Here is a 22,123-nt window from a genome sequence, read left to right as displayed (position 1 = left end):
CTATTGATTGATGATAATTTATCAACAATCAATTCAAGATATAAGTTAAATACTTGAATAAAATCTTCCAATTCTTGCTGTAAAAAATCAAGGAATGCCGTCGCACTAAACCCATTATCAATATTTTTCCCATGACAAAACTTCGTACTTATATAAGCTTGTCTTTGTATATTTGTAACTCTTCCTCCAATTTTGACTGCACCTCCGACATTATTTGAAAAACCAAAAAAATTTAAGGTATCAATGTGTTTTTTACTTAGAATATCTAACAAGTCAAATTGATCATTTATATTCATTTCTACTTTTTCAATTTGAACTATACTTTTTGCTAATACAATTAGTACTTCTTCAATTTTCTGTTCAAAATCAATCCAAGTTTTTATTTCTTCAACATGATTTTTAAAATATTGATACCAACCATTTTTCTTTAACTTGTTTTGAATTTCATAAATTTGTACTGCTGTTAAATAAATACTTGATACATCATAATTTCCCTTCGTTTTATGAATAAAATCCATGTCCCTAGACTGCTTAAATTCAGAAAATAATTGCTCAAAATTCATTTGATATGACTTCTGATCAAGTGCATGAGTAATTTTGAAGTACTTGGTTATAAGATGTATCGGATGTTCAAATGGAGAATACAAAACATCATTGATTGGTTTATTTAAATCTTTTTTCTCAATAGCCTTCATCACCAACATAAAATGGTCGTACTTCGTCGGCAAATAGTGAGACAAATCAAAACCATTTCCAACAATCAAAATATTCATTTTTATAAAACCCCAAAAAGCAAAAAAGCGCATCAACCGATACGCTTTTTATGAGGCAAGCTTGCCTATATTTCAACCATAAATCAAAGATTTATTATGAACACTTCGCTGTTTGGAAGTTCTTGGTATTTTTACCGCGCGCACATTGGTAAGAGGTTTTCGTCGCAGTTTTTTCCCAGTCGCCATCGACCAACTTAAAGTTATATACGGTACGCACCGACTTCACCGAATCATCTAACAACCCTGTTTCAGTCACTTTAACTTCTGCCGCAGTCGGAGACTCAACTGTATTAAAGTACTGACGGATTTCAACCGTAGCCAACTCATTACGCAAATCTGGACGCTCTTTAAGTACCTGAGCCAAGGGCGTATCTGACGAACCGACTTTATTCACTAACTCTTTGGTCGTCGCACAACCTGACAATAATCCCACACATACGGCTGAAGCTAAAATAAGACGCAACATAAATCCCACCCAAAATTCATTATTTATCAGTCCATCATGCCTTTTTTAGGCCTATTACACTATTTAGTAAATGTAATTCAGTCCCTTCAGCCATAAAAAAAGCGCATCACCATGGATGCGCTTTTAAAACCCAATTCGAACTTAAAGGTCGAATAATTTACCTGGGTTCATAATCCCGTTTGGATCGAAAACTTGCTTCAATGCCTTCATATATTCAATTTCTTCCGCCGAACGCGTGTAGTCAAGGTATGGCTTTTTGGTCATACCTACACCGTGCTCCGCAGAAATTGAACCGTCGTATTTTTTTACAGTTTCAAAAACATATTTATTCACCACCTGACATTTGGCAAAGAACTCATCTTTGCTTAAGTCAGCAGGTTTTAAAATATTTAAGTGTAAATTACCGTCACCAATATGACCGAACCAGCAGATTTCAAAGTCTGGGTAGTTACTTGCCACAATCGCATCAATTTCTTTAATAAATGCAGGAACGTGGGTAATCAAAACTGAAATGTCGTTTTTGTATGGTGTAAATGGAGCAATCGACTCAGAAATGTCTTCACGTAAACGCCATAAGCTTTCCACTTGATCGAGGCTTTGGCTCAACACGCCATCCAGTACCCAACCTTGTTCCATGCAGTGCTCAAAAATTTCCATCGCCTTGTCCATAATTGGCTCAAATGGCGCTTCAAATTCTAACAACACATAGAATGGACATTCAGTTTCAAATGGACGTTGTACATGACCATGTGCCAACACTTTTTGCATTGCCAGTTCACCAAAGAACTCAAATGCAGTCAGGTCAATTTTTGCTTGGAACGCATGAAGTACAGGCATCACAGCATCAAAGTCAGGCACGCCCAATACCATTACTTGAAGGTCTTGCGGTTGGCGTTCCAATTTGATTTCAGCTTCAGTCACTAAGCCCAGTGTCCCTTCACCACCAATGAATAAATGTTGCAGCGCATAACCAGTTGCGTTTTTGATCATACCTTTGTTTAGACGCAGCACATCACCCTTACCTGTGACTACAGTTAAACCGAGTACCCAGTTACGCGTCATGCCATATTTAATGACTTTAATACCGCCTGCATTGGTGCCAATGTTTCCACCAATTTGACTCGAACCCGCAGAAGCAAAATCGACTGGGTAATACATGCCTTGCTCTTCAGCATAGTTTTGCAACTGTTCAGTCACCACGCCTGCTTGGACTCGAACCATACGGTCTGCTGGGAAGAATTCCAAGATTTGGTTCATCTTGTCCATGCTCACCACAATTTCACCGTTGGCAGCGACTGCACCGGCAGATAAGCCAGTACGACCACCTGATGGTGTAATCGCAACATTAAACTCATTTGCAAGTTTCACAACCGCTTGCACTTGTTCCGTGCTCGATGGAAAAACGATGACTGACGGGTTTGGATCAAAATGTTTGGTATGATCGCGTCCCCAATTTTCAAGGCTATCCGCATCGGTTTTAATGCGGTTTTCACCTACAATTGCTGTCAATTGGGTCAATAACTCTGGGGTTAAAGCGACTGGAGCATTCATCGTTTTCAGACCTTGCAAGAAGTAAACAAGTTGTTTGTGGCGCTAGGGTTCTCTGCATGAAAAGCGCTTCATTTCAGTCTTTCCATGCCCTAAGGCTCAGGCAGTTCGTGAGGATTTAAGCAGCAGTGTGCAACTGGCTTATTTTCACGGAGTCATATTATAAGGCATTTTTTCTGTTTCCCGCAGAAAAAGCTGTTTTATTCAGGATACCTTTGAAATGATTAGTTTAATTAGACCAAAAAGACTTTTTTACGCACCATAGAGGCTAAAAATACCCAGCAGAGTCCGCATAAAGGAAATGTATATCGGGCGCGGTACGTGCTATTATATCGCCACTAAATTTGGCCTTTGTAGCGGAGCCGTAATGAGCCAACATCTTTCACTTCCTAAAGATAAAATTCGTTTCTTGTTGTTAGAAGGCGTTCACCAAAACGCAATCGACACACTAAATGCTGCCGGATACACCAACATCGATTATCGTAAAACTGCGCTTGAAGGTGAAGCGTTGAAAGAAGCGATTAAAGATGCACATTTCATTGGTATTCGTTCCCGTACACAACTCACTGAAGAAGTGTTTGAAGCAGCGAATAAATTAATCGCTGTTGGTTGTTTCTGTATTGGTACCAACCAAGTGAACTTAAATGCTGCGATGGTTCGTGGTATTCCAGTATTTAACGCACCATACTCAAATACACGTTCAGTGGCTGAACTTGTACTTGCTGAAGCTATTCTTCTTCTTCGCCGTGTACCTGAAAAATCGACAGATACACATGCAGGCGGTTGGAACAAGTCAGCGGTTGGTTCGTTCGAAACTCGTGGCAAAACTTTAGGGATTGTCGGTTACGGTTCAATCGGTTCACAACTTTCTGTCCTTGCTGAAAGCTTAGGTATGAAAGTAATCTACTTCGACACAGTGACGAAACTACCATTAGGTAATGCACGTCAAGTCGGTAGCTTAAACGAACTTTTAGCCAATGCTGATGTTGTTTCTTTGCATGTACCTGATGTTCCATCTACACGTAACTTCATGACCAAAGAAAAATTTGCACAAATGAAAGAAGGTGCAATCTTCATCAATGCTGCACGTGGTACATGTGTCGTGATTGAAGACTTAGCAGATGCCTTGAAATCAGGTCATGTTGCTGGTGCTGCGGTTGACGTGTTCCCGAAAGAACCAAAAGCCAATGGTGAAGAGTTCATTTCTCCACTACGTAACATTCCAAACGTGATCTTAACTCCTCACGTGGGTGGTTCGACGATGGAAGCGCAAGCGAACATTGGTTTAGAAGTGGCTGAGAAATTCGTTTCTTATTCAGATAAAGGCATGACTTTATCTGCGGTGAACTTCCCAGAAATCGCGTTACCGTTGACCGAAGGCAAACACCGTTTACTTCACATCCACAAAAACGTGCCAGGTGTGTTGTCAAAAATCAACAACTTGTTTGCTGAACACGGCATCAACATTTCTGGTCAGTCTTTAATGACCAAAGGTGATGTTGGTTACTTGGTGATGGATGTAGACGCAACAGCATCTCAAGAAGCTTTAGATACCCTACAAGACGTTGAAGGCACAATCCGCGTTCGCGTATTGTTCTAATTCGACTCTATTTAAAAACCACAGCTGCTAAGCTGTGGTTTTTTTATTTTTGAATACTTGTTAAAATTTTATGTGCGAACCAAGCACATTCTCCGCTACTTTTCGCAAGTATTCACTTCCCTATCTAGTATTCTAATAATGCCAAATCTAAAAAGTACTCCCAACCTCCAAGCGACCTTTTTATTGCTGATTGCAATGCTTAGCTTGCAAAGTAGTGGTTCACTGGCCAAAGTTTTGTTTGATCAATTTCCCATTTTAACTGTTTCCGCCATGCGCTTGCTGTTGGGATCAATCATCTTGGCCGTGCTGTTTAAAATTTGGCAGGTTGATTTTAAGCAAATTAAATATAAAGCCATTCTCAGCTATGGTTTTGCTTTGGCAGGCATGAACCTATTGTTTTATTTATCCATTGCTCGCCTGCCGCTCGGCATTGCAGTGTCGTTTGAGTTTATTGGCCCACTCAGTGTCGCTCTGTTTTATGCCAAACAACGCTTTGACTTTGTTTGGGTCGGGCTGGCTATTTTAGGTTTGGTTTTACTGTTTCCTTTCGACCAAGCAGCTCAACCTTTAGACCCTCTTGGGATCGCATTTGCACTAGGTGCAGGTGCATGTTGGGCCTTGTATATCGTGGCGGGGCAGCGCCCATCGGGTGTTTCGGGCAATCATACCGTGTGCTTGGGCATGTTTGTCGGCATGCTGATATTAATGCCGCTTGCCCTATTCAGTGGTTTACCCACAAATGTGTTTGAACCCTCAAACTTTGTCTATTTCATAGCTTTGGCAATTTTGGCCAGCGCGTTGCCTTTTAGCTTGGAAATGATTGCGCTAAGCAATTTAACCGCTTTAAGTTTTGGGACGCTCATGAGTCTTGAACCTGCTATCGCAGCATTATCCGGTTTTATCTTTCTAGGCGAGCAACTATTGTGGTCACAGTGGCTTGCGCTCAGCGTGATTATCATGGCGTCTATTGGTTGTACTTATACAGCCCAGAAAAACCGCCAAGCCGCAGTTTAAACCATGCAATCCAGCGTTTGAATTTAGCTTTTAAATCCAAAGGCTCTATCGATTACTTTTAAATTCATGTCGTTGCATTAAAAAAATTCAGCTTATTCAGCATCCAACTTGGGTGCTGAATCGTTATACTAATCCACCATCTTAAAATAACAGGTCGCTATGACCTAATGTGTGCATGATGCCTAATTCTCAACTGATGGCAGTGATGTTCATGGTCTTGTCCATGCTGTCCTATCAAATCAGTGCTTCTTTTGCCAAGCAGTTGATTGCCGTGCTGGATCCCCTCACCGTGGTGACCCTTAGACTGTGCTTTGCCGCAATTTTAATTGTGCTGATGTTCCGCTCATGGAGCATCATCAAACGCCTACCGCATTTAAAATGGAAAGATTTACTCAGCTATACAGCAGCCTTATGCCTCATGAATATTTTATTCTACGCTTCGCTGGGTAAACTACCGCAAGGTATTGCCGTCGGTTTAGAGTTTTTAGGCCCTTTAACTTTAGCGCTACTCTCGATCAAACAACGTCGTGATTATATTTGGGTCGGATTAGCGATTTTAGGCATTGCACTGATGGTGCCGTGGCATCAAGCCAATGCAACCAACTTCTCCTTCTTAGGAGCCGCATTTGCAGTTTCAGCGGGTGCGTGCTGGGCGCTGTATATTTATTTTGGGCAAAAAGTCGTCCGTCAAAATATCGGCATGCATGCCCTCAGTATTGCTATTGTGATCTCAGCCTTGGTGCTTCTGCCCATCAGTGCCACGCATAACCCAACAGCGCTGATGCAAACGGAATACTGGCCCAAAGCTTTATTGATTGCGCTGCTCGCCACAACCATTCCCTATGCTCTAGACCTCATGGCTTTGAAACGTTTAAGTAAACTCAGCTATGGGACGCTTTCAAGTTTGTCGCCGGCTTTAGCAGCCTTGGCAGGTTGGTTATTACTGAAAGAACAAATTAGTATGTGGCAAATGTTGGCGTTGGTTTGCATTATGATTGCCTCTGTTGGTGTTACCTTTAGAGCCAAACCGCAACGTGATGACGCGCTTTAAATCACAAAAGATGGCACTCGCCATCTTTTGTTTAAAATGGACTTAAACCAAACTGTCTTTTTCAATTTTTTTGTACTTTTTGTATTCCTGCTGATACTGCTTGGCGAGCGCAGTCTTTTGAGCATCGAGTAAAATTTTTCCTGCTTGCTGAAAAAAACCATGCTCCTCTTCTTGTAAGTGATGATGTACCGTTTCCGATAATTTTTTTGCAATTGCCAACCAGCCCGGATTTGAGAATTCCGTCTCGGTCAATTGTTCCAATAACTCATCCATTTTATGGTGTTCTGCCAAAGCATGGCGGGTAATGTTGAGGCCCGAATCAGTCATCATTAAAGGGATATAAAAATAACGGTCTTCTGCCACAGCATGGGCAAATAATTCATTTTTAAGGCATTCAAATAGCTCACGGCGCTCAGGCGTATCCCCTGAAGTTTGGAGTAATCGTTCAGCCAAATTTCGTTGTATAACGTGACTTTCTCTTAAGGCTTCAAATATATTCATTCTATGCTCCAGTTCCGTTCAACTTAAAACATCATTTTTTATTGAAAAGCTTCTTGGCACAGCATTGAGTGCGCTGTATTGATCATAAATGCAATAAACGAGAAATGAGGTCACAGACTACGCGTTTTTTGTAATGAAGTTTTAAAGCTATCTCACCATTACATCAAAAACATTTGATAACTCAATCTTACGATCAGAATTGTCACCAAAATAAGAAATAAAATGCGGATAAAACCACTTCCATATTTCAGCGCCATTTTCACCCCACAAATAGACCCGATCATATTTGCAACGGCCATCGTGCCTCCCACAGCAAAAAGCACATGCCCCGAGGGAATGAAAAAGCTTAGCGCTGCAAGATTGGTCATCACATTGCCAATTTTAGCCAATGCCGCCGCATGCAAAAAATCGACGCGTAAATAACGAATAAAATAGAAAATAAAGAAACTGCCCGTACCTGGGCCAAACAAACCATCGTAAAAGCCAATGGCTAAGCTTCCTATTCCCGCCAACAGCAAAATTTTAGGCGTCACAGTTTGCGCTATATGCACTTGCCCAAATTGCTTCTTCATGAGCGTATAGACCGCCATCACAATCAACATGACCAAGACAAAGGGTTGGAGGACTTCTTTTGGAATCATGGCGACACTGGCCGCGCCCCAAAATGAACTGATGGTGGCACATACTGCGACCACAGCCAAAAGTTTCCATTCAAAGCGAACTTTGCGGGCAAAGGAAACGGCGGAAGTAGCTGTACCCACCACTGCCGCTAATTTGTTGGTGCCAAATAAAGTAGCAGGCGCCATCGACGGAAATGCATTCATCAAAGCGGGAATTTGGATCAGCCCACCACCACCGACGGCAGCGTCAATTGCGCCTGCACAAAAGGCAAAAAAGATCAGACTGATAATAATGTCAATGTCCACGCCTTATCCTTTTTTACCGCGTGATATATTTCGATTATAGATTTAAAACCCGCTTTGGAACCAACCTTTTCTTATCGGTAATTTCAGCCAAGCCTAAGCATTTTTCCCCATCGAAAACCAAGACCTGTGCTTCGGCTGTATGCTCAATATTACTTTCCATACCGCGACTAAAGTATTCACTGCGTCCTTCTGGAACTTGTACTTTAGGAAAATGATCTACAGGTGCATATACAGGTAACAACAGTGCTTCGCGCTCTTGTTCAGACAAACTTTCCAAATACTCAATGGTATAACTTGGAATCAGATCAAAATGACCCGTTTTAATGCGGTGTAAATAAGTTAAATGGCCATAAGTACCCAATGCCTTCGCAATATCTTCGCCTAAAACACGAATATATGTACCTTTCGAGCAGGTAATATCGAGGGTGACACTGTCTGCTGTGAATGAAAGCAACTCAATCGCAGAGATGGTAACCGGACGGGCTTCACGCTCAATTTCAATCCCTTTACGGGCTAGCTCATATAAAGGACGACCATCTTTCTTCAAAGCGGAATACATTGGTGGAACTTGCTTAATATCACCCATAAACTGAGCCAAAACGGCTTCAATCAAATCTTCGGTTAACTCAGGTACAGCCTGCTTTAACAGTTGCTCACCTTCTACATCACCTGTGGTGGTACTGTGACCCAGCTGAATGGTGGTTTGGTAGCGCTTCACCGAGTCCAACAAAAAGTGTGAAAACTTGGTCGCTTCGCCCAAACAAATCGGCAGCAGTCCCGATGCCAATGGATCAAGCGCTCCCGTATGCCCCGCCTTTTGCGCACGGTATAACCAACGTACTTTTTGCAATGCCGCATTTGAACTAATCCCCAATGGCTTATTCAATAAAAATACACCATTCACGGCACGGCGCTGGATTTTTGAAGCAGATGATTTCATAACATAGACACGTCTTAAAGCTGCCGCAATACTATCAACCGCTTGTCTAGTTTTACAACTTTTCTGTTGTTTATTTGCTCTTTTGTTTCAGAATAAACTGAGTTCATTCATATGAACCAAATAAAAAATACAATAGGGATGTTAGGCATAGGATATGCAAAAAAAGAAATTATGGCTCATTTTCGCCGTGATCATCGTTGTCATTCTTGGTTTTCTCATTTGGCTCGCACCCAATGCAACTGTTGGCTCAAACCAAGGGCCGATTCGCTCTAGTGCTCAAAATACGACAGGCTTATTACCCGCAGCGTCAGACTTGCCACATGCATCGGGGCTGCCTTTTGTCAGCAACAGCCAACAGGACACTGAAGTCAACTGCCAACTGGTGCTCGACCAAAATAATCGCTTAGTTGTTAATGAACAAACACGTAACTGTTTTGAATATTTCATTACCCAATATGGTGAAAAAAATATTGACCAGATCAAGCAAGATTTTAAAGCCTATATCCAGCAAGGTTATCAAGAACCTGCGCTTAAGCAGATTTTAGATCTTTGGACTCGCTATATAGATTATCGTGTGCAATTGGGTAGCCTGAAGGAGCCAAGCCTAAATAAAGAAGACCCTGAGTACTATCGTAAAATTTTTACTTTGATGAAAAACCTACGTAGCCAGTTCTTTTCCGACTATGAAATCGAAGGCCTCTTTGGCGCTGAAAATACCTACCATGAATATACCTTAGACCGCATGAGCATCATGGCAGATCAGTCCTTAACTGAAGTACAAAAAGCGCAGAAACTGAAAGAGTTGTTTGCTCAACTGCCTGAAGATTGGAAAGAAAACCTAGAACAACTCTCCAAACTCGAAGATCTGCGTAAACTGACCTCAGATATTAAAGCGCGCGGCGGCTCTGCCGAAGAAATTCGCCAAATGCGCCAGAATCTTGTCGGTGCCGAAGCGACCGTACGCTTAGAAAAACTCGACAAAGATCGAAACAATTGGAAATCTCGGGTCAATACCTACTTAGAACAACGCGACAGCATTCTCAACAGCAACATGAGTCAAGACGCGCAGCAGCAAGCCATTCAAAAACTACGTGATCAACAGTTTAATAATTCACAAGAACAACTTCGACTAGGAGCCTTTGAAACCACGCATGACACGGGAGGAAAACTTCCGTTCGCAGATTAAAGCTATACCGTGTTTGACTTTTTCAGGATGAAAAAAATGTTTATAACGAAAAGAATGATACAAACAATGTCACTCGTAGGTCTGGTTACCAGCCTTGGACTCAGCGCAACCACAGCCACAGCTGGATTGCAGACGGTGACTGCAAGCGTAAAAAGTAATTATGCTCAAACTAAATATCCATTGCTATTTACTCATGGCATGTTTGGGTTCAGCCGAGTGGGCGTTGCCGAACTTGGACTAGATTACTGGTATCAAATTTTACCCGACTTGGCTCGAAATGGTGCGACCACCTTTGCAGCACAAATTTCCCCTTTAGAATCAACTGAAGTACGAGGTGAACAGTTACTACAACAAGTTGAAGAGGTCATCGCCCTAACCAATAAACCTAAAGTCAATTTGATTGGGCATAGCCATGGTGGACCAACCATCCGCTATGTAGAAGCAGTTAAACCGCAATATGTGGCCTCACTGACAGGTGTGGGGGCAACGTTTAGAGGTTCAAAAGTCGCGGATAAACTTCTCGCCAATCAAGGTGGAACGCAACTACTCAGTCTAGCGGTGGATTATATTATTGGTCCTATGCTTGCTTATGGGCAAAGTAACCCTGCCTTAAAAAGCAATTTAACAGCATCACTCACCTCAATTAGTGAGCAAGGTTCCAGTGTTTTTAATCAGAAATATCCAACAACAGCACTGGCTTCGGACTGTAACAAGAGCGGTGCAACATCCAGCAATGGCGTGTATTACTATTCGTGGACTGGTACGTCTCAAGTCACGAACATTCTCGATGTCGCAGATAGTGCGATCTCACTGTTGGGGCCTTTGGCCTATGGACATTTAGACAATGATGGTTTAGTGGCACGCTGTAGTACACACTTCGGTAAAGTCATCCGTGATAACTATGACTGGAACCATTTAGATGAGGTCAACCAAGTTATGGGACTACGTGGACTATTTAGCGCAGACCCTGTTGATGTCTATCGCCAACATGCCAATCGCTTAAAAATGCAAGGACTCTAGTTCTATTTTTCCCTTCGAATCTTTAACGTTTCGGAGGGATGCCTCCTAGAATTATCCAGTTACAAACTGTATTTAATTTAATCGGATTTCTCTACGCTCCTCCTCCCTCACCTTTATACTCATTTTTGACAACTTAAATTGTCGTCATAAAAACTAAAAAACGAGGATGATCAATGAAATATGGATTATTGATAGCTGGACTGCTGTCGACCTGCGCACTTGCTGTTACACAAACGCAAGCAGCTGCTTCACAAATTAAATCAAACTACGTTGCCTCTAATTATGCAAAGACCAAATACCCTTTGGTTTTTGCACATGGTATGGGTGGCTGGATTCGAGCAGGAACCGATGAACTTGGTGTGGATTATAGTCAAACCGCTTAATTTCGAAGTGCTGAGCAACCGCTCGGATAGATTGACCTTCTTCAAGCTTGGCTAATATTTTTTTTCTAAAATGTATTGGATAACTCATATCAGTATTGTATTGGTTTTTTGACGTGTTGACTATATTGGTATCAAATCTTGCCAGATTTAGCCCGTAACGGTGCAAACGCATGGGCAACACGCGTTTCTCCATTCAACACATCTGAAGTTCGTGGTGAACAACTGCTGCAACAAGTTGGTGAAATCTTAGCGATTACAGGAGCACCCAAAGTCAATTTGCTTGGGCATAGTCACGGCGGGCATAGTATTGCTTATGTCTCAAATGTTATGCCCAATAAAATCGCGTCTGCAACAGCCATTTCTAGTCCTTTAAAAGGCTCTCCTGTGGCGGATTTGATTATTTCCGCGCAAGGTACACCGCTAGAACAACCACTGGTGGGCTTAATCAACTTTGGGTCCAAGGCTATTGTTTGGGCACAACAGCAAAACCCAAACTCACTTCCACATGATGCACTCGGTGCGGGTAAAAGTTTAAGTCAAGCTGGGGCTAAAGCTTTTGCACAAAAATATCCACTGGGTATGCCAAAAACAAGCTGTGGTGAAGGTTTAGCGAAAGAAAATGGAATTTATTTTTACTCTTTCTCTGGCAACTCAACGTTGACGAACGTACTTGATCCAGACTCATTACTGGCGGCGACAGGCTTACTCATGCAAGCGCCCAATGATAACGATGGCTTAGTTTCACGTTGTAGTGCCAAGTATGGTAAGACCGTGCGCGATAACTATAATTGGAACCATTTAGATGTGATTAACCAGTTCTTTGGATTACGTTCTATTTTTGCTCCAGACCCTGTTGATGTTTACCGACAACACGCCAACCGATTGAAGCTTCAAGGACTCTAAAATTTAGGCATAAAAAATGCGCCATTGGGCGCATTTTTTACTCGTATAAAACTTAAAATTAAGCTTTAACTTTACGAGCTGGTAACTTTTCACGAATACGTGCAGCTTTACCAGACAATTCACGTAGGTAGTAAAGTTTAGCACGACGAACGTCACCACGACGTTTCACTTCGATTTTAGCAACGATTGGAGAGTGAGTTTGGAAAACACGCTCAACACCAACACCGCTAGAAATTTTACGTACTGTGAACGCAGAGTTCAAGCCACGGTTTTTCTTCGCGATTACAACACCTTCAAATGCCTGAAGACGCTCACGGTCACCCTCTTTTACTTTAACCTGAACGATAACTGTATCGCCTGGTGCAAAAGCTGGGATGTCTTGTTTAAGCTGTGCATTTTCAACAGCTTGTACTAAAGGATGCTTACCGCTCATGGGGTATCTCCAATATGTGCGGGTCAGAAGAGGTCTGATATCCGCTGGGTATAGAGGCTAAATCGCATAGACCCGATTATCTTTCTCTTTATGCTTGACCACTTCAATGCACAAAGAGCCTATTAAAAGAATACTCTGAATTAAGTATTCAAATCTGTTAGCCATTTCTTTTGCTGCTTCGTCAACTCTACATTGTCCACCAACTCAGGTCGGCGTTGTTGTGTTCGTTGATAACGCTGCAAAAACCGCCATTTCTCAATATTGGCATGATGTCCCGACTTTAAGACTTCAGGGACATCCAAACCTTCAAAATGGTCTGGCTTGGTATATTGTGGGCAGTCCAAAAGACCATCCACGAATGAGTCTTGCACATGAGACTGTTCATCAGACATTGCACCCGGAAGTCTCCGAATAATACTGTCTAATAAAACCATCGCAGGAAGTTCTCCACCCGATAAAACGTAATCCCCTATGGACCATTCCTGATCAACATATTTTTGGATCAAACGTTCATCGACCCCTTCATAACGACCACACAGCACAATCAATCCATCATAGTCGACAAATTGTTGTACTGCAGGCTCATTTAAGGTTTTTCCTTGCGGTGACATATACACCACAGGAACATGAACTGCACCTGCTTGCATGGCAAGCTCTTTGGCATGTTGAATTGCTTTTGCCAGAGGCTCAGCCATCATCACCATACCTGGACCACCACCAAATGGACGTTCATCCACTCGTTTGTAGTTGCCCTCAGCATAATCACGAGGATTAATACAAGTTACTTGTACTAAATCACTTTTTGCTGCACGCCCGCTAATACCGTAGGCTGTAATCGCTTCAAACATTTCAGGAAAAAGCGTAATGACTGCAAAAAACATCGCAGACCCCCGTATTTCCAAAATAATTAGTAATCTACGCCCCAATTAACGTAGATACGACCAGCTTCGAGATCAACGCGGTGCACCACATCTTTATGCCATGGAATCATACGTTCTTCAGTATCAATACTGTCTGGTGTTGCGTGAACCACCATCACATCATTGGCACCTGTCTCAAACATTTCATGGATTTTTCCGAGATTTACTTCTTGTTCTTCATCATCCAAACCTAACACTGTTAAGCCTTTCAAATCTGACCAGTAAAACTCATCCATTCCTGCTTTAGGAAGTTGCGCTTTTGAAATCCAAACATTTGCGCCAACTAGGTTATCTGCTGCAGTGCGATCAATGACGCCTTTGAGCGAAACAACTAAGCCTTTGCCATGCGGTTTCCAACGTTTTACATCTATTGTTTGCCAACCTGCTTTGGTTTCAATGTACCAAGGCAGATAGTCAAAGATGTTGCTCATCGGTTCTGTATTGGAATAGATCCAGAGCCACCCATTTAATCCATATGCTGAACGTAACTGTCCAATCTGAATACGATCTTCGGGAACATTCTGTGTTGGTGTCATGGGCTACCTACTACTTAATTAGCAAAAATTATGCAGTAGCTGCAGCTTTCTTAGCTTGAGCAGCTAAAGAAGCAACACGTTCAGATGGTTGAGCACCTTGAGCAACCCAGTGTGCAAAACGATCAGCATCTAAACGAAGTTTTTCTGCTTTACCTTGAGCTGTTGGGTTGAAGAAACCAATACGTTCGATGAAACGACCGTCACGTGCATTACGGCTATCAGTTACAATAACTTGATAGAACGGACGTTTTTTAGCACCACCGCGTGCAAGACGAATAACTACCATGATACAACCTTATAGTTTTTACGGATTATCCCTGCCCCGACCACCGGAACATTTCAAACCCCTTTCATAGAGGGCAATATTTTACGTTATCTTTACTGCGAAAGGAAGATCAAAATTTGTTTATCCACAATTTTGAATTTGGATTTTATCTGCCGTCCCAGTTGGAGGTGGCTGAAGGAGTACAGGCAGAACCGCTATTAATGTCTGTTCCTTTGTGATGTGTGCTGAAATAATAGGACACTTCCACTTGGGAGATTCTAGGCAGCCAACTTGTAAAAGTCCTCTGCCATTTAATTTGGTGTCTTAAAATCTAATCCTTTCTGAATTCTCTGCTGATTATAAAATAGCTCTATCTATGTATTTTGTAATATCTGCTTTAGCTTCTTCTCTAGTTTTATAGTTGCGATGGGCTTTGTTGCACAAAGCTATTCTTAAAGGCTTCTTCAGCAATATAATTTCCAAATGAAGAATCCTGCATCTAAAATTTATCGCACAACGAATTGGTCCTCTTATAACCAAGCTCTAATCAAGCGAGGAAATATTTCAACTTGGTTCGATCCTCAGACTAAATGGTATGCTCAGCCACAGGCTAAGCATGGAAGAAATCAAACTTATTCTGATACAGCAATTCAGTGCTGTTTGATGATCAAATCTATCTTTCGACTTTCTTTGCGTATGGTCACAGGCTTTGTGCAAAGCCTAATTCAACTCAGTGGGTTAAGTTGGACAGCACCAGATTATTCCACACTTTGCAGACGACAAAAGCAGATTGATATTGCGATCAGCTATCAAAAAAGTCATGAAGGATTACATCTATTGATAGACTCAACTGGCCTTAAGTTTTTAGGCGAAGGTGAATGGAAACGTAAGAAACATCAGCCTGAATATCGTCGGCAATGGCGTAAATTACATATTGGTATAGATGCTAGAACCTTGCAAATACGAGCTGTACAGCTGACAACAAATAATGTCAGTGATTCGCAAGTCCTTGGAGATTTACTTGATCAAATCCCATTGGATGAGCAGATTGATTCAGTCTATACAGACGGGGCTTATGACACCAAACAATGCCGTCAGGTCATTGCAGATCGGCAAGCGTATGCAGTGATTCCACCCAGAAAAAATACAAAGCCTTGGAAAGATAACAAAGTTCATTCGCGAGAGCGAAATGAATTACTTCGAACAGTTAAACGTTTCGGCAGGACACTATGGAAAAAATGGTCAGGCTATCATCGGCGAAGTTTGGTCGAAACCAAGATGCATTGCATCAAATTATTGGGGGATAAACTCAGTACGAGAAACTTTCAAAGTCAAGTCAATGAAATGCATGCACGTGTGGCAGTATTAAATAAATTTACGGAGTTAGGTCGACCTCTCACCCAAGTTGTCACTTGAATTTGAGTAGAACAGGGTAAATTTAACTTTTAAATCTTTATGCAACAAAGCCATGTTGTACTAGGAAATTCTGATGCTGCTGGCAACTCTATCCCAGTCACAGTTAAATCCGTCACCCCATCCTCTATCAGTTATCAATAACTAAATGCCCCCTTTTTTTAAAGAAGGGGCATTTTCAACTACATATAAAAACTTATTAAATGAAATTAACACTTTAGGCTTGAGTTACTGCAATACGTAACTCTTTTGGCAAACTAAAGGTAATATTTTCTTCCGTTCCGGCCAGCTCTTGTGGTGGTGTTGCACCCCAGTCTTGTAATCGTTGAATCACTTGCTTAATTAAAATTTCAGGTGCAGATGCACCCGCTGTGACGCCAACTTTAGCAATATTTTCAAACCATGCCTGTTGAAGTTCATCTGCATTATCGACCAAATAAGCCGCTTTACCCATTCGCTCGGCCAATTCTCGTAAACGATTTGAATTCGATGAGTTTGGTGAACCGACCACCAACACCACATCACATTGGGTTGCTAAATCACGCACCGCATCTTGACGATTTTGAGTCGCATAACAAATGTCATCTTTACGCGGCCCTTGAATCTCAGGAAATTTCGCCCGTAAAGCATCAATCACTTTTGCAGTATCATCGATCGATAAAGTTGTTTGAGTCACAAAAGCCACTCGCTCAGGATGATGCACTTGAAGCTCAGCCACGTCTTGTTCATCTTCAACCAAATAAATCGCACCACCATTTTTCAGGTCATATTGCCCCATGGTACCTTCAACTTCAGGGTGGCCTTCATGACCAATTAAGATAGCCTCAACTCCCTCACGAGCATATTTAGTAACTTCAATATGAACCTTGGTCACCAATGGACAGGTTGCATCAAAAACTTTTAAACCACGACGCTCGGCTTCGATCTGTACCGCTTTAGAAACCCCATGCGCACTAAAAATTACAATATTGTCATCGGGTACTTCATCTAGCTCATCGACAAAAATTGCACCCCGTTGACGTAAATCGTCCACGACAAATTTATTGTGTACCACTTCATGTCTTACATAAATGGGGGGATTAAAACACTCAAGTGCACGATTTACGATGGCAATCGCACGGTCAACACCTGCACAAAAACCACGTGGATTGGCCAATACAATTTCCATATGTTCCTCGATACCACTTTTCAATCAGCGGAAACTAATAAAATAAATGCAAACAAAGTGACGCCTTGCTATTTCGTTTAAACCTTGTCTGCTCTAAAATAGAGAAGATATTTTATCATATCAGGAAAAATATCATGTCGGGTCTCTTGTTTGTCGTTTCTGCAGCTTCAGGAACAGGCAAAACATCCCTCGTAAAAGCCCTCCTCGATCGTGTAACGAATCTTCACGTTTCTGTTTCTCATACTACACGTGGGCAACGTCCCGGCGAACTTGATGGTGTACATTACCATTTTACCGAAAAAGACTCATTTTTGGCCTTGGTTGAACAAGGTGGTTTTATTGAATACGCTGAAGTCTTTGGCAATTACTATGGTACAGCTCAAGCTACTGTGAAAGAACAACTCGCGAAAGGTCATGATGTTCTATTAGAAATTGACTGGCAAGGCGCACAGCAAGTTCGCAAGCTTTTTCCTGACTCTAAACAAATTTTCATTTTACCACCAAGCCAGTTTGATCTGCGTCAGCGTCTGTCTAACCGTGGCACAGACTCGGTTGAAGTGATTGAGCGGCGTTTAGGCTGTGCAGTTGAAGACATGCAACAATATGTTAACTTCGACTATGTCATTATCAACGATGACTTTAATAAAGCTTTGCACGATCTTGAGTCTGTGATTATTGCCAATCGTTTAGTCATTACTCAGCAAGCAAGTCGTCATCAGAAAATGATTTCTGAGCTGATCACCCCAGTTGAAAAGTGATTAAAACTTGAGTCTACAGACAAAGCACTTTATACTGCACAGTCTGTTTAATTTTAGCCTTTGTAACGAGAACTCTTATGGCACGCGTAACCGTTGAAGATTGTTTAGACCATGTAGACAACCGCTTTGAGCTTGTACTAGTGGCAAGCAAACGCGCGCGTCAATTGGCACGTCAAGGCATTGAACCTACTGTTGAGTGGGACAATGACAAACCGACTGTTGTTGCATTACGTGAAATCGCAATCGGTCATGTTTCTAAAGATATTTTGAAACAACGTGAGCAAGACTACCAAACTTCGAGTCTTGATCTTGCACTTTCTGCAAACAATTTGAATTTAGATGGTTTTTCTTTCCAATAAGAAAAATTTATCGCTTAAAAGCCTAGTTTTTAACTAGGCTTTTTTATTGGATAACTTTTATATTTGTGCAATACACGTTATAACTAGAAGATAGGATTCATCGTGGTTTAGGTGTATCTTTTTTGCTTTTCTCTCAATGAAAAATTTGACAACTCATGCAATATGTTTTCCATTAGAGGATCAGTAAAATTTTCTTGTAATTGCTACGTCTTAAAGGTGTTTTATGCCAGGCCCAATGGTCAGCCAAGCTAAACAACAGCTCAAAACTATTATCGATGCTTACTTAACTGAAAGCGACGTCGAACGAGTGCTTGCGGCCTGTGATTATGCGGATATTGCCCATGATGGTATTACCCGTAAAAGTGGCGAACCCTATATTTTGCACCCGATTGCGGTAAGCTGCATTTTAGCGCATATGCGTCTAGATCCCGAAACCCTGATGGCGGCACTTTTACATGATGTGATTGAAGACACAGACTTTAGCAAAGAAGATATTGCAGAAAAATTTGGAAAAACCGTTTCCGAACTGGTCGATGGCGTCACCAAACTTAGTCAATCCAGCGATAAAGAATATAATAAAGCCGCTTCTTTCCGAAAAATTCTGCAAGCCACATTACAAGACCCACGTGTCATTATTATTAAACTGGCTGACCGCTATCACAACATGACTACCTTGGATGCACTACGTCCCGATAAGCGTGCGCGTATTGCTCAAGAAACCTTTGATATTTTTGTCCCAATGGCACGTATTGTTGGTATGAATGAGATGGGCGATAACCTCGAACATCTGTGTTATCAAAACCTTGATCTCGACATGTATAACAATGTCCAAGAAGCCCTCCTGCAAACCAAACCCAAACGCTGTGAATATCAAAGCAAATGGGAAAATAATCTTACTGAGCTATTAAAAACCCATCAAATCTCAGGTCGAATTAAAAAGAAAAATAATAATATCGAACTGTTACGTCACTTTGTAAAAAATGACATTGATCTACATGAACTTACGCATAGTCATGCCTTTGAAATTATTCTAAATAGTATTGCTGACTGTGACCGCTTAGCCGATGTGTTGCGAGAGAGTTTTCAAGTTTTACACTTTGCAGACCATATTCGTAAACCACTCCCAGGTGGTAACCAATCGCTACTACTACGTTTAAAAGGTGAAAACACAACCTTATCAGTCACCATTCAAACCGAACTGATGCGCAAAGCTGCGCGTTTTGGTGTAGTCCTAGGCGATAGTGCTCCGCAAGCTTGCCGCTCTGCGATTCAAGCCTCGATGCAGAACTTGAATGTCTTGATCGATGGAGCCTGTGCTAAAACCACTTTTAGCGAACTGCTCGATTATTTACACCAAGAGAAAATTTGGGTGTATACCCCACAAGGTCATCTACACGAGTTACCACAAGGTGCAACGGTAGTCGATTTTGCCTACTCTGCTAGCTTATTTTTAGGTAACCATGCGGTAGGTGCGAAAATCAATGGGGAAACTAAACCACTTTCTACGCCATTGCACAGTGGTCAGGTGATTGAAATTATTACTGATGTCTTGGCCACCCCAAACCCAGATTGGCTCAGCTTTGTCAACACGCAAAAAGCCCGTCGTGCCTTACAAAATATACTGCGTGAGCAAGACATCGAAGAACAACGCCTTGTTGGACAACAAGCTTTAAATCGCGCTTTAAAGCTATTCAATGTATCCATTAAAGATTTAACCGAATCAGATTGGTTAGAATTTTTACAATGGCGACATATTGAAAGTAAAGACCAACTCTTTGAACAAATTGCCGTGGGCGATTTACTGCCGCAATTGGTTGCGAATCATTTGTTTGCGCATGACCAAAGTGCACAGGAATCTGACAGACTCATTCAAGGTACTGAGGGTGTCGATGTTAAATACGCACATTGCTGTAACCCTGTGTTGGGTGACCCAATTCAAGGACATTTATCACGCCGCGGTCTTATTGTGCATCGTGCACGTTGTCATAACCTCCTACATGAACAACATCTGCACCCTGAAAATATCATGCCGTTGCAGTGGACTAACGAGAATGAAGAAGAAATTAGTTTTACTGCATATTTATTGATTAACATGGCCATGGATGACGAACAAATTTCTGACCTAATTTATCAATGCCGTAAAGAAAAAATCGGGGTCGAAATGGTGTGTAATCAAGATGATAAGACTTATGTCAATGTTGTGGTGCACAACCGTAAGCAAATTGCAAAAATCATTCGTGATCTACGTATGCATTTTGGCTTCCCACGTATCAGTCGATTGGCTCAACCTGTTAGTATTGCGGAAACATCGATTGCGAGTTAATTGTTTAAATCCACACATTTTAATGCCAATCTAGGCTATGATTGATGGTGAATATAATAGGAGAACACGATGTCCCGCCAAGTAATTCATACTGAAAATGCCCCTGCTGCGATCGGCACTTATTCGCAAGCAATCTTAGTCGGCAATACACTTTACCTTTCTGGTCAGATCGGTTTAGACCCATACAGTATGGAGTTGGTTGAAGGCATTGAAGCACAAATTCGTCGTGTGTTTGATAATTTAAAAGCTGTCTGTGAAGCTGCTGGTGGAACACTGGCTGATATCGCGAAGTTGAATATTTTCTTAACCGATCTTTCAAACTTCCAGTTGGTCAATCAAATTATGGGCGAGTATTTCGCACAACCTTACCCTGCACGCGCTGCACTCGGTGTGGCTAGCCTACCTAAAAATGCATTGGTTGAGATGGATGGCATTGTGATTATTAATCAATAAGTTATATTTTTTTAAGAAAAAGCCACCGATTGAGTGGCTTTTTTTTATCCAAAATTCCAATAAAGACAAATGAGATTTCAAATGATTTTTATTGACAAACGATAACAATTATCAATAATATCACTTATCTTATTTCATTCATGTGGCTTGCTGAAATGTACGTGTGCTTATGCCGTGGTATTACAGATCAAGATATTAAAGACGCTGTTGAAAATGGTGCGGGCAGTTATCGCGAAGTTCGCGAGATGCTGGATCTCGGGACATGCTGTGGTCGCTGTGCACCAGAAGCACGCTCAATCATCAGCGCAGAAGTCTCTGCGATTGCCTCACGCTTAGCTATTGCTGCCTAGATATTTTATTCGTTTTTAGAATAACCATAATTATAAACGTACTCTTTATGAGTAGCTCCTCCCCCGCTTATGACTCTAAGCGGGTTTTCTTTTTAAATGCCTAAAAATCCAATTTCCACCTCGTATGCTTTTGATTGCGATTTTCATTTGCTGTTCTATAAATTACTCGCCAAAATCCACTTTGTTGTTTAAGATATTTCTCATAAGTTATTGATATTATTTTTAAGCCGCAGTTTGAATGGAGCTTTCTCATGAAAGGCAATCGTGATGTAATTAATCAGTTAAATCAGGTGCTTTATCATCATTTAACTGCCATTAACCAAAATTTCCTGCACTCTCGTATGTTTAATGATTGGGGAATTGAGCAACTCGGTTCAGCTGAATATAAAGAGTCAATCCGTCAAATGAAGCATGCTGACAAAATTATTGAGCGCATTCTTTTTTTAGAAGGTCTACCAAACTTACAACACTTGGGTAAACTCTATATCGGCCAACATACTGTTGAAGTTCTAAACTGTGATGTCCGTAAAGTTAAAGAGAACATTGAATCCATTCAAGCCGCTGTTAAGCTTGCCGAAGAACAACTGGACTACGTTACTCGAGATCTTGTTCAAGAGATTTTAGAAAAAGAAGAAGAGTGGTTAGATTGGACAACTACACAACTCGATTTGGTTGAAACCGTCGGTGTAGAAAATTATATACAGAGTCAAATTTAAGACTTTTCTACTGTTTAAAAAAAACCTGCATATGCAGGTTTTTTACTGTTTATGCTTATTTCCAAAGATAAAATAATCATTAATTTTGAGTACAGTTCTCAGGGGCTTTGTTGCACAA

The 22,123-nt window shown here is 41.4% G+C and carries 24 protein-coding genes and 2 pseudogenes; 14 read left to right on the top strand and 12 right to left on the bottom strand.

The window, feature by feature from the left end; genetic code table 11:
• From ACY3FQ_RS01545 to ACY3FQ_RS01535, 3 genes are all read right to left on the bottom strand, one after another.
• Nucleotides 1-773 (bottom strand): AbiH family protein (locus ACY3FQ_RS01545; protein WP_489773533.1); only part of this gene is annotated, 773 nt, incomplete at its 3' end.
• Nucleotides 774-867: 94 nt separating this feature from the next.
• Nucleotides 868-1,239: a hypothetical protein gene (locus ACY3FQ_RS01540; RefSeq protein ID WP_004978014.1), complete on the bottom strand. Its 372-nt coding sequence runs from the start codon at nt 1,237-1,239 to the stop codon at nt 868-870.
• Between the two features lie 141 nt (nt 1,240-1,380).
• Nucleotides 1,381-2,790 carry an FAD-binding oxidoreductase gene (locus tag ACY3FQ_RS01535; protein WP_004978025.1) on the bottom strand — a complete coding sequence of 470 codons (1,410 nt, stop codon included), beginning with the start codon at nt 2,788-2,790 and terminating at the stop codon, nt 1,381-1,383.
• A gap of 364 nt (nt 2,791-3,154) precedes the next feature.
• Here ACY3FQ_RS01535 and serA point away from each other — a divergent pair, with 364 nt between their 5' ends.
• From serA to ACY3FQ_RS01520, 3 genes are all read left to right on the top strand, one after another.
• The gene (gene serA / locus ACY3FQ_RS01530; RefSeq protein WP_004691438.1) at nt 3,155-4,387 is read left to right on the top strand and encodes a phosphoglycerate dehydrogenase; all 1,233 of its coding nucleotides are present in this window, start codon (nt 3,155-3,157) and stop codon (nt 4,385-4,387) included.
• 138 nt (nt 4,388-4,525) lie between these two features.
• Nucleotides 4,526-5,401, top strand: coding sequence for an EamA family transporter (locus ACY3FQ_RS01525; protein WP_279740389.1), 876 nt, complete (start codon nt 4,526-4,528; stop codon nt 5,399-5,401).
• A gap of 178 nt (nt 5,402-5,579) precedes the next feature.
• Complete coding sequence (locus ACY3FQ_RS01520; RefSeq protein WP_126035122.1) at nt 5,580-6,452, top strand: EamA family transporter; 873 nt, start codon at nt 5,580-5,582, stop codon at nt 6,450-6,452.
• 42 nt (nt 6,453-6,494) lie between these two features.
• Here the strand turns inward: ACY3FQ_RS01520 and ACY3FQ_RS01515 are convergent, their stop codons facing one another.
• The 3 genes from ACY3FQ_RS01515 to truB form a co-directional block, all read right to left on the bottom strand.
• The gene (locus ACY3FQ_RS01515; protein WP_126035120.1) at nt 6,495-6,953 is read right to left on the bottom strand and encodes a hemerythrin domain-containing protein; all 459 of its coding nucleotides are present in this window, start codon (nt 6,951-6,953) and stop codon (nt 6,495-6,497) included.
• Between the two features lie 158 nt (nt 6,954-7,111).
• On the bottom strand, nt 7,112-7,879 hold the full coding sequence (locus ACY3FQ_RS01510; protein WP_126035117.1) for a sulfite exporter TauE/SafE family protein: 768 nt from the start codon (nt 7,877-7,879) through the stop codon (nt 7,112-7,114).
• Nucleotides 7,880-7,913: 34 nt separating this feature from the next.
• Entirely contained in the window at nt 7,914-8,819 is a 906-nt protein-coding gene (gene truB / locus ACY3FQ_RS01505) for a tRNA pseudouridine(55) synthase TruB (protein WP_489773532.1), read from the bottom strand.
• Nucleotides 8,820-8,973: 154 nt separating this feature from the next.
• Between truB and ACY3FQ_RS01500 the strand changes: the two genes are divergently transcribed.
• The 3 genes from ACY3FQ_RS01500 to ACY3FQ_RS01490 all read left to right on the top strand — a co-directional run bounded on the left by ACY3FQ_RS01500 (nt 8,974) and on the right by ACY3FQ_RS01490 (nt 11,408).
• Nucleotides 8,974-10,005, top strand: a complete 1,032-nt coding sequence (locus ACY3FQ_RS01500; protein WP_005401330.1) for a lipase secretion chaperone — start codon at nt 8,974-8,976, stop codon at nt 10,003-10,005.
• A gap of 66 nt (nt 10,006-10,071) precedes the next feature.
• Nucleotides 10,072-11,025: an esterase/lipase family protein gene (locus ACY3FQ_RS01495; RefSeq protein WP_407079366.1), complete on the top strand. Its 954-nt coding sequence runs from the start codon at nt 10,072-10,074 to the stop codon at nt 11,023-11,025.
• Between the two features lie 173 nt (nt 11,026-11,198).
• Nucleotides 11,199-11,408: a hypothetical protein gene (locus ACY3FQ_RS01490; protein ID WP_005401332.1), complete on the top strand. Its 210-nt coding sequence runs from the start codon at nt 11,199-11,201 to the stop codon at nt 11,406-11,408.
• Here ACY3FQ_RS01490 and ACY3FQ_RS01485 read toward each other — a convergent pair.
• A pseudogene (locus ACY3FQ_RS01485) lies at nt 11,401-11,496 on the bottom strand (IS630 transposase-related protein); the annotation flags it as partial. The gene ACY3FQ_RS01490 and the pseudogene ACY3FQ_RS01485 sit on opposite strands and share 8 nt — an antisense overlap.
• A gap of 35 nt (nt 11,497-11,531) precedes the next feature.
• On the opposite strand from ACY3FQ_RS01485, the pseudogene ACY3FQ_RS01480 reads away from it, so the two are divergent.
• Nucleotides 11,532-12,311, top strand: a pseudogene (locus tag ACY3FQ_RS01480) (esterase/lipase family protein); the annotation flags it as partial.
• 58 nt (nt 12,312-12,369) lie between these two features.
• Here the strand turns inward: ACY3FQ_RS01480 and rplS are convergent.
• The 4 genes from rplS to rpsP form a co-directional block, all read right to left on the bottom strand.
• Nucleotides 12,370-12,744 carry a 50S ribosomal protein L19 gene (rplS, locus tag ACY3FQ_RS01475; protein WP_004691454.1) on the bottom strand — a complete coding sequence of 125 codons (375 nt, stop codon included), beginning with the start codon at nt 12,742-12,744 and terminating at the stop codon, nt 12,370-12,372.
• A gap of 140 nt (nt 12,745-12,884) precedes the next feature.
• A complete protein-coding gene (gene trmD / locus ACY3FQ_RS01470) occupies nt 12,885-13,625 on the bottom strand; it encodes a tRNA (guanosine(37)-N1)-methyltransferase TrmD (protein ID WP_005401335.1) in 741 nt (246 codons plus the stop codon).
• A 26-nt stretch (nt 13,626-13,651) separates the two neighbouring features.
• Nucleotides 13,652-14,200 (bottom strand): ribosome maturation factor RimM, encoded by a 549-nt coding sequence (gene rimM / locus ACY3FQ_RS01465; RefSeq protein ID WP_005401336.1) that lies wholly within the window; start codon nt 14,198-14,200, stop codon nt 13,652-13,654.
• A 28-nt stretch (nt 14,201-14,228) separates the two neighbouring features.
• The gene (rpsP, locus tag ACY3FQ_RS01460; RefSeq protein ID WP_004718284.1) at nt 14,229-14,486 is read right to left on the bottom strand and encodes a 30S ribosomal protein S16; all 258 of its coding nucleotides are present in this window, start codon (nt 14,484-14,486) and stop codon (nt 14,229-14,231) included.
• Nucleotides 14,487-14,948: 462 nt separating this feature from the next.
• Between rpsP and ACY3FQ_RS01455 the strand changes: the two genes are divergently transcribed.
• Nucleotides 14,949-15,881 (top strand): IS5-like element ISAjo1 family transposase, encoded by a 933-nt coding sequence (locus ACY3FQ_RS01455; RefSeq protein ID WP_005401337.1) that lies wholly within the window; start codon nt 14,949-14,951, stop codon nt 15,879-15,881.
• Between the two features lie 214 nt (nt 15,882-16,095).
• Here ACY3FQ_RS01455 and ispH read toward each other — a convergent pair whose 3' ends face one another.
• The gene (gene ispH, locus ACY3FQ_RS01450; protein WP_004978047.1) at nt 16,096-17,046 is read right to left on the bottom strand and encodes a 4-hydroxy-3-methylbut-2-enyl diphosphate reductase; all 951 of its coding nucleotides are present in this window, start codon (nt 17,044-17,046) and stop codon (nt 16,096-16,098) included.
• A gap of 134 nt (nt 17,047-17,180) precedes the next feature.
• On the opposite strand from ispH, the gene gmk reads away from it, so the two are divergent.
• The 6 genes from gmk (at nt 17,181) to bfr (ending at nt 22,005) form a co-directional block, all read left to right on the top strand.
• Complete coding sequence (gene gmk, locus ACY3FQ_RS01445) at nt 17,181-17,804, top strand: guanylate kinase (RefSeq protein ID WP_005401338.1); 624 nt, start codon at nt 17,181-17,183, stop codon at nt 17,802-17,804.
• A 77-nt stretch (nt 17,805-17,881) separates the two neighbouring features.
• Nucleotides 17,882-18,163, top strand: coding sequence for a DNA-directed RNA polymerase subunit omega (rpoZ, locus tag ACY3FQ_RS01440; RefSeq protein WP_004978050.1), 282 nt, complete (start codon nt 17,882-17,884; stop codon nt 18,161-18,163).
• A gap of 223 nt (nt 18,164-18,386) precedes the next feature.
• Complete coding sequence (locus tag ACY3FQ_RS01435; RefSeq protein WP_489773531.1) at nt 18,387-20,486, top strand: RelA/SpoT family protein; 2,100 nt, start codon at nt 18,387-18,389, stop codon at nt 20,484-20,486.
• A gap of 69 nt (nt 20,487-20,555) precedes the next feature.
• The gene (locus ACY3FQ_RS01430) at nt 20,556-20,939 is read left to right on the top strand and encodes a RidA family protein (protein ID WP_004691470.1); all 384 of its coding nucleotides are present in this window, start codon (nt 20,556-20,558) and stop codon (nt 20,937-20,939) included.
• Between the two features lie 155 nt (nt 20,940-21,094).
• Nucleotides 21,095-21,289, top strand: a complete 195-nt coding sequence (locus tag ACY3FQ_RS01425) for a bacterioferritin-associated ferredoxin (RefSeq protein WP_010327639.1) — start codon at nt 21,095-21,097, stop codon at nt 21,287-21,289.
• 251 nt (nt 21,290-21,540) lie between these two features.
• Nucleotides 21,541-22,005 carry a heteropolymeric bacterioferritin subunit Bfr gene (bfr, locus tag ACY3FQ_RS01420; RefSeq protein ID WP_004691472.1) on the top strand — a complete coding sequence of 155 codons (465 nt, stop codon included), beginning with the start codon at nt 21,541-21,543 and terminating at the stop codon, nt 22,003-22,005.
• The last annotated feature ends 118 nt before the right edge of the window (nt 22,006-22,123 follow it).

This window comes from Acinetobacter sp. AB03 (genome assembly GCF_058107045.1).
The sequence above is the reverse complement of the archived record's forward strand: the minus strand, read 5'-3'. Positions and strand labels throughout refer to the sequence as shown.